Source organism: Xanthovirga aplysinae, assembly GCF_009711365.1.
Classification (GTDB): Bacteria; Bacteroidota; Bacteroidia; order Cytophagales; family Cyclobacteriaceae; genus Xanthovirga; species Xanthovirga aplysinae.
Map to the genome: position 1 here is coordinate 1 of NZ_SMMB01001103.1, position 8122 is coordinate 8122.

The 8122-nt window shown below is 36.6% G+C and carries 5 protein-coding genes; 1 reads left to right on the top strand and 4 read right to left on the bottom strand.

Annotated elements, in window-relative coordinates; genetic code table 11:
- Nucleotides 1–196 precede the first annotated feature (196 nt).
- Complete coding sequence (locus E1171_RS12945; protein WP_155206429.1) at nt 197–2182, top strand: tetratricopeptide repeat-containing sensor histidine kinase; 1986 nt, start codon at nt 197–199, stop codon at nt 2180–2182.
- An 80-nt stretch (nt 2183–2262) separates the two neighbouring features.
- Here E1171_RS12945 and E1171_RS12950 read toward each other — a convergent pair whose 3' ends face one another.
- The 4 genes from E1171_RS12950 to recQ form a co-directional block, all read right to left on the bottom strand.
- On the bottom strand, nt 2263–2736 hold the full coding sequence (locus tag E1171_RS12950) for a gliding motility lipoprotein GldH (protein ID WP_155206430.1): 474 nt from the start codon (nt 2734–2736) through the stop codon (nt 2263–2265).
- Complete coding sequence (locus E1171_RS12955; RefSeq protein ID WP_155206431.1) at nt 2733–3911, bottom strand: PSP1 domain-containing protein; 1179 nt, start codon at nt 3909–3911, stop codon at nt 2733–2735. The genes E1171_RS12950 and E1171_RS12955 overlap by 4 nt, the downstream gene beginning before the upstream one ends.
- 231 nt (nt 3912–4142) lie before the next feature.
- Complete coding sequence (gene purD / locus E1171_RS12960) at nt 4143–5435, bottom strand: phosphoribosylamine--glycine ligase (protein WP_155206432.1); 1293 nt, start codon at nt 5433–5435, stop codon at nt 4143–4145.
- 510 nt (nt 5436–5945) lie between these two features.
- The gene (gene recQ, locus E1171_RS12965; RefSeq protein ID WP_343031368.1) at nt 5946–8102 is read right to left on the bottom strand and encodes a DNA helicase RecQ; all 2157 of its coding nucleotides are present in this window, start codon (nt 8100–8102) and stop codon (nt 5946–5948) included.
- Nucleotides 8103–8122 lie beyond the last annotated feature (20 nt).

An 8122-nucleotide genomic window follows, 5' to 3' on the forward strand; every position in this document is an offset into this window, starting at 1 on the left:
TGAATAATTTGACACTGCTTATCCAAAAAAATCTGACATTTAATTTTTCATTCTTGGGTGCAAAGCTCTGTTTACAATAGCTTTAACCCATTTAGTTTGACTTTTTTTGGGATAATGCTCGTGCTCTTTTTAATTGTAAAGCTTTTTTTAAATTTCAAACTTCCATTTTTCATTAATTCTTGGAAATTTTTCTTTTATGATTCCCGGAAAAATAAAAAAAATTTTTACTCTTCTATTTCTAATCCTTGGGCAAAGCACCTTCCTTGGCATTTATGCACAGGAAATGAAACCACGAGATGAATTAAAAAAAGCTGAAGTAGAAAGCTATAATAAGCTTTCAAAGAATTATATCCGTATCGACCTACACAAATCATTAGAATTTAGTAAAAAGGCCCTAAACATTGCTGAAGAAATTCAGTGGCCAAAAGGTATAGCTACTTCTTTAAGCAATCAGGGACGTTATTATAGGGAAATTGGAGATTATAGACGCGCCACCGCTCCTTTATTAAAAGCCCTAAAGATTTCAAATGAAATTAAGGACCAGAAATTAGCAGTAATCATATTAGGGGATTTAGGACTTAGTTTTACTCATTTAAAAGATAAAGAGTTTGAAGCACTTGATTATCTTGAACAGGCCCTCCAAATCAGTCAAAAAATAGGCTTTATACCAGGAGAGTGCAGGACACTTAGTTTTATTGGGAGATACTATTATCAAAAAAAGGAATATGAGAAATCCATTGATTTTTATCAAAAAGCCATAGAAAAGCTCCCTTACGTGGAAACTACCAGAGGAACTGCCACACTAATGGAAAATATGGGGTTAAGCTATAGGAAAATGGAGCACCCATTGAAGGCCCGCCAATACTTTTTAGATGCATACAATATCTTGAAAACCACAGATAATATACGGGTTATTAGCGAACTATTAAAACACATTGGGGACACCTATCAGGATAGTGGGGATAACAACCTGGCATTAGATTATTATAAAAAGGCATTAGACTATTCAATAAAAAGCAGTTGGGAAGAACAATCTGTGGAGCTTTACCAAACGATAGCTAATATGTATGCCGCAGAAAACAACTATGAACAGGCCTTTACCTATGGAAAGCTTCAGGCGAATTATAAAGATTCATTGTATCGAGAAAATCTAGCCGATCAGTTTGAGATCCTTCAAAAACTAACTTCAACTGAAAAACAATTGAGTAGAATGGAAAAAGACCTGCTCTCTCAAAAAAATAAGGTACAAAAAGCTGAGTTAGAAAAAAGGCGCATTTTATCTTATTTTTTAATTGTAAGTCTGTCCCTGATCACATTTGTTTTTATAGGCTTGTACATCCGATTCACAGAAAAGAAAAGAAGTCATGCTCTACTAGAAATCAAAAACCAAAGAATTAGTACTCAAAATAAAATGCTCAACGACATTAATGAAAAATTAAAGCAATCGGAGCAGGAATTAAAGACTTTAAACTCAACCAAGGATACTTTATTTTCTATCATTTCGCATGATCTTAGAAGCCCTATTAACACTTTAAGCTCATTTCTCAAATTATTTACAAATTCCCCTAACCATTTCAGTGAAAAAGAATTGAAATTAGTAAGTGAAAAAATGAAGCAATCTCTTCACAACCTTTCACAAATGTTAGACGGTTTATTAAATTGGTCTCTCTCTCAAATGGGAAAAATTAATTATTCCCCCGAAAAGCTTTCTATTAAAGAATTAACCCATGAAGTTCTTGCCCCAATGGAAGATTCCATTGAAAATAAAGAACTTACATTAAACCTTAAATTTCAAACTGATCAATGGGCCTACGCTGACCCAAATATGCTAAGGATTGTTATACGTAACATCTTGGCAAATGCCATTAAGTTCACTCCAAGAGGGGGAAATATTCAAATTTCCACCCATTTTAAAAATCCCTTTATTGAATTAATAATAGAAGACTCCGGTATTGGGATGAGCAGGGAGGAAATAGAAAAGCTTCTAAAGGGGTATGAACACCTATCAAACCCAGGAACAGAAAAGGAAAAAGGGACAGGACTGGGATTAAAATTGAGCAAAGATTTTATTGATGAAAATAAGGGTGAACTAAAAATAAGCAGTGAATTAGGCAAAGGAAGCACTATTACGATATGTATTCCTGCCTTGAAACCTAGCGAAAAATTAGAAATGAAGAGTTAAGAACGAACCATTGTTTTTTATATAAGCAAACCCATCAATTTTCATCCATAACTCTTCGCTTATTGTTAAAAATAAAAATATTAATGAGCCTTCTCCACTCTCACTCCCACAGAAAGAACATCTGAAAGTGTATCGGTTCGCATAAACTGTTCTACTCTTAATTGATATTGCCCTCCTTGCTCAAATTTATAATTACTTAAAACCGGAATCTGATGATCAAAAATATCTCCCAGCCCTTTTCCCAAAGGGGCTCCAGTCTTTTTGTCGAATAAAACCAAGTTTTGCAAAGCGCTGGACAGCAAATTCCCTGTGCTATCTTCCAGGTAGTAGGTCACATATAAATTTTGGTAAGGAAAACTTAGAGTATTCCTGACATTAAAATAAATATTGTAGGAAATAGTGGGGTCAGCCACATCAAAAACAAATTCAGGAATATTATTCACCGCCCAATACTTTTGCTCAAAATCAACATTTTTTTCATAAAGCCGCTTTGAATCACAAGCAAAAAGAAAAGGGAACAAAAGAAAAACTAATATAAACCGTCGTAATCTCATTTTTTTGGATTAGATTTTTCCTGTCTAAAATTTGGTTTTCTTTTCTTTCGATTTTTAGGCTTCCTTTTTTTGCCATTTCTGCCTCCAGTCTTGGATTGGAATTTTTTATCCATCCGTTCCAAATCACTATTCAATGATTGGCTTGAGGCCTCTTTTTCCATCAACAAAGAATCCACTTGTAAAGTATCCGGGATTTTTCCCTCCTCATTAAGCTTCATGATTTCCCGAACCCGGTCTGTTTCCAAAGGAAACCAAGTATTTTCATCGGCATAACCAAACCACATAAGCTTTCGGAAAATATCTGTTTTTTGAAGTTTCGCTTCTCCTTTGGCTGTCAGCAAGGGTTTTGAAACTGTAGGAATTTCCTGTAAAGCTTCCATATAGGTTTCCAACTCATAATTTAGACAGCATTTTAAGCGACCACATTGGCCAGAAAGTTTACTAGGATTCAGGGAAAGGTTTTGATACCGGGCCGCTGTTGTAGAAACACTTTTGAAATCAGATAGCCAGGTAGCACAACATAATTCCCTTCCGCAAGACCCAATTCCTCCCAAACGTCCTGCCTCTTGGCGAAGACTGATTTGGCGCATCTCTACCCTTATCTTGAATTCTCCGGCTAAAATTTTAATCAATTCTCTAAAATCCACCCGATCATCGGCCGAATAATAAAAAGTGGCTTTTGTCCCATCTGCCTGATATTCTATATCCGTCAATTTCATATTCAGGCCCAATTCAGTGATGATTTCCCTGGTTCGATAAAGAGTGGGCATTTCCTTATTCTTTACCTCCTCAAACTTTTCCAGATCTTTGGTGGTAGACATACGGTAGATGCTTCGAATGGAATCATCATTCTTGATTTTTTTCTTTTGCATCTGCAACCTTACCAGTTCCCCTTGTAGGGAAACATGCCCTAAATGGTGACCATTAGGTACATCTACAATTACTGCATCACCAGTAGTCAGAGTCAAATGATTGGAGTTCCTAAAGAAATCCTTTCTTCCTCCTTTAAATCGCACTTCCACTACATCAAAAACATCTTTTGCTGGAAGATCCATATTGGATAACCAGTCAAAGACATTCATTTTATTACAGCCACCAGTTTTGCAACCTCCATTATTTTGGCATCCAGCAACAGTTTTTTCTCCACTGGCTCCACACGATGTGCATGCTGACATTGTTTATCTCCTTATATAATGGCTGTAGTTAAATAGCCCACAACCTTTCTTTTGACCTCATAAACCTTTTTATAAATAAGGATTTGGGTTAAAGTCTGTCGGCTTTTAACAACAGCTCTATAATTAAAATTTATTAACAGGAAGAAAAAGAAAAATAGCCAGGGGGAATTAGAACCGACAAAATTACTGCTGTTTAATTCCCTTTTTCCTTACCCATTTAACTTTTCGAACTTATCCTTTTTCCATTCCTAATAGATCCTGTCCGATATCATTACGGTAATATACGTCTTCCCATTCAATTTTTTCAGCCCCTTTGTAAGAAACTTTCAAAGCTTCTTTGGTATCCTTTCCCATTCCGGTAAGGGCAATAACTCTTCCGCCGTTGGTAATTACCTCCCCCTTTTCATTGATTTTAGTTCCGGCGTGAAAGCTAATACCACTATTTAAACTCTTCAAACCGTTAATAACCCTGCCTTTTTCATAGGCCTCGGGATACCCTCCAGACACTAACATAACGGTTGTAGCTGCACGTTCATCTACTTCTAAATCAGCTTCGTCTAATTGACCTTGTCCACAAGCCAAAAGTAATTCAAGCAAATCACTTTTAATTCTAGGGATTACTACTTCAGTTTCAGGATCACCCATACGCACATTGTATTCAATCACATAAGGGTCCCCCTTAACGTTCATCAAGCCAATAAAGATAAAACCATTGTAAAGAATCCCCTCCTTTTTCAACCCTTCAATTGTAGGAATCACTACCCGTTGGTTCACTTTTTCTAAAAATTCGGGATGTGCAAAACCAACAGGAGAAACTGCTCCCATACCTCCAGTATTGAGGCCAGTATCCCCTTCACCAATTCTTTTGTAATCCTTGGCTTCAGGCAATATTTTATAATTTTCACCATCCGTCAGCACAAAAACAGAAAGTTCTATCCCCTCCAAAAACTCTTCAATCACAACCTTGGCACTTGCTTCTCCGAACTTCCCATCTATCAACATTTCTTTCAAGCTTAACTTAGCCTCTTCCAAAGACTGGGCAATAATTACCCCTTTTCCAGCTGCCAACCCATCGGCTTTTAGGACAAGAGGAGCAGACATACTCTCTAGATATTTCAGACCTTCCTCTAATTCCTCAGCCGTAAACGTACGGGATTTAGCAGTTGGAATTTGATATTTATTCATAAAGGACTTAGAGTAATCCTTACTTCCTTCCAATCTGGCTCCGGCTTTTCCGGGGCCTATTATTAAAACGTGTCGTAGTTCTTCTCGGCTTTCAAAAAAATCTCTAATTCCATTTACCAATGGATCCTCGGGACCCACTACTAGTAATTCTATATTTTGCTTTAAAACAAATTGAGCCAACCCTTCAAAATCATTTACCCCTATGGCAACATTTTCAGCAATCTCTGCTGTTCCGGCATTTCCTGGTGCAACGTATAAATGATCACATTTCTCACTTTGCTTTATTTTCCAGGCCAGGGCATGCTCTCTTCCGCCGGCTCCAACTACCAATACGTTCATAGTTATTCTGAAATTAAAAAATTGAAAGTTTTATCTCTTTAAAATAAGTGTATCTTAATTCGCTTCAAATGCAATTCGGGAAGAGTATTGATATTCGTTAAACTATTTAAAATTAACTGTCATTAATACGCATCCCATCCAAACCTGGAAAGGATAACTCTCCAAAATTCTCGTTTACCAATATTTCTTTGAAACTGCAAAGCGAAATTTAATAGGCCGAATTATTTTTCCTCTTGCTAATTTTCCATGCAAAGTAACTAAACTTTACAAAATAATAGCTATGGTTGTCTTCAAGATAAAAGGTAGATATTTATCAACCTATAAAATCTATTGACAGGAAATCCTCTCCATAGGCAATCAAACTTGTTTATGATTCATAAAAAGAAGCAGAAAAACCGATTTATCTAAAATGGAAATCCCTGACAAAAGTTTGTCAGGGATCCATGAAACATATTTATTTTAAGCTCTATTATTCAAAACTCATGATCGAACCTATATCATTATTAGAAGTTAATTCGCTATTTCTGATAAAAATTTGATCCTCATCAATCGAATATCTTCTTCGCTATAATCCTCATCACCCAATTCATCTAAAGCCTCGTCAAGACTGTCATTTTCAGCAGACATAAAATAATCATATACATCGTCTTGGCGCTCTTCATCCAATATCTCATCAATGTAATAATCCAGATTCAATTTAGTTCCGGAATAACAAATGTGTTCAATTTCATTCAGCAAATCATCCATAGACATCTTATTCATTTCTGAAATCTCTTCCAAATTAACCTTACGGTCAATTTGTTGAATGATGACTATTTTGGACTTAGATTTATTTACAGAAGATTTAATGACTACATCAGCAGCTGTTGTAATATCATTTTCCTCGACATATTTTTTTATCGCATCCAAAAATGGTTTCCCAAATTTATTGGCCTTACCCATTCCTACTCCAACCACCTGTAATAATTCATCTCTAGTAGTAGGATAAACAGTAGCCATCTCCTCCAAAGACGGGTCCTGAAATAAAACATATGGAGGAAGGTTCTTCATTTTTGCTACCTTCCTTCTTAAATCCTTAAGAAGGGCAAAAAGATTGGGATCATAAGCATTTTGAGGCAGTGCATCCCTTTCAGATTCTTCTTCCTCCCCTTCCGTACTAAACTCATGATCCTGGAAGAGTGTAATTGAATATGGGGCCTCCAGAAATTTTTGCCCTTTTTGAGCTACCTTAAGCACACCGATATTTTCAATATCTTTCTCCAATAATCCCGATAACAAGGCTTGTCGAATCACAGAACTCCAGAACGGTATTTCTTTATCCTTCCCTTGCCCATAAACTTCAAGTTTATCGTGATTATAGCTTTGAATATACTGATTCTCAGAACCCCTAATCAAATTAACCAAGTGAGTGATGCCAAATCGTTCATTTGATTGCTGGACGGCCTTAATTGCAATTTCCACATATTCTTTACCCTCAAATTCTTCTTTTGGATGTCGGCAATTATCACAAAAACCACAAGACTCTTCCAGTGATTCACCAAAATAATGGAGTAATTGAATTCTCCTACAAACAGAAGACTCAGCATAAGAAGACATTTCTTGCAATAACACCTTAGCGTTATCTCTTTCCGTAACAGGCTTATCCTTATTAAATTTCTCCAGTTTAATGATATCATTATAACTGTAGAACATCAGGCAGTCTCCTTCCAGCCCATCTCTACCAGCCCTACCTGTTTCCTGATAATACCCTTCCAAGGATTTGGGAGTATCATAGTGCACCACAAAACGTACATCAGGTTTATCAATACCCATTCCAAATGCAATAGTAGCCACAATTACGTCCACATCTTCATTCAAAAAGGCATCCTGATTCTTCATTCTCACAGATGCATCCAATCCCGCATGGTAAGGTGCAGCCTTAACATCATTCACCTGCAATAGCTCGGCAATTTCTTCTACCTTTTTTCTACTCAGGCAATAAACAATTCCCGATTTACCTTTGCGCGCCTTTACATATTTTACTAATTGCTTTTTGATTTGCTTCTTTGGCCTGACCTCATAATAAAGGTTCTCTCTATTAAAAGAGGATTTAAAAAGGTCAGCTTCCTCCATTTGCAAATTCTTTTGGATGTCCAACTGAACTTTTGGAGTAGCCGTTGCCGTAAGAGCAATAATTGGCAGATTGCCTAACTGACCAATTATGTTTTTAATTTTCCTGTATTCTGGCCTGAAGTCATGTCCCCACTCGGATATACAATGAGCTTCATCAATAGCCACAAAAGATATATTGGATTTTTTAAGAAACTCCAGGTTTTCCACCTTGGTAAGGGATTCTGGTGCTACATAAAGCAATTTCAACTCCCCACTTAAAGTGGATTTTTTCACCCGGTTGATCTCTGATTTCGATAGGGTTGAATTTAAAAAGTGAGCCTTAATACCCAGGGCATTCAACTGATCAACCTGGTTTTTCATTAAGGCAATTAATGGAGAAATAACAATGGCTGTGCCTTCACTAGCAATGGCTGGTAATTGGTAACATAGCGATTTGCCGGCACCAGTGGGCATAATAACAAAAGTATTTCGCCCCTTCATAATGTTTTTGATGATCGCTTCCTGGTTTCCCCTGAACTGACCATAACCAAAAACGGCCTTCAGTTTTTCTTTAATCTGCTCCACGGTATCTACAA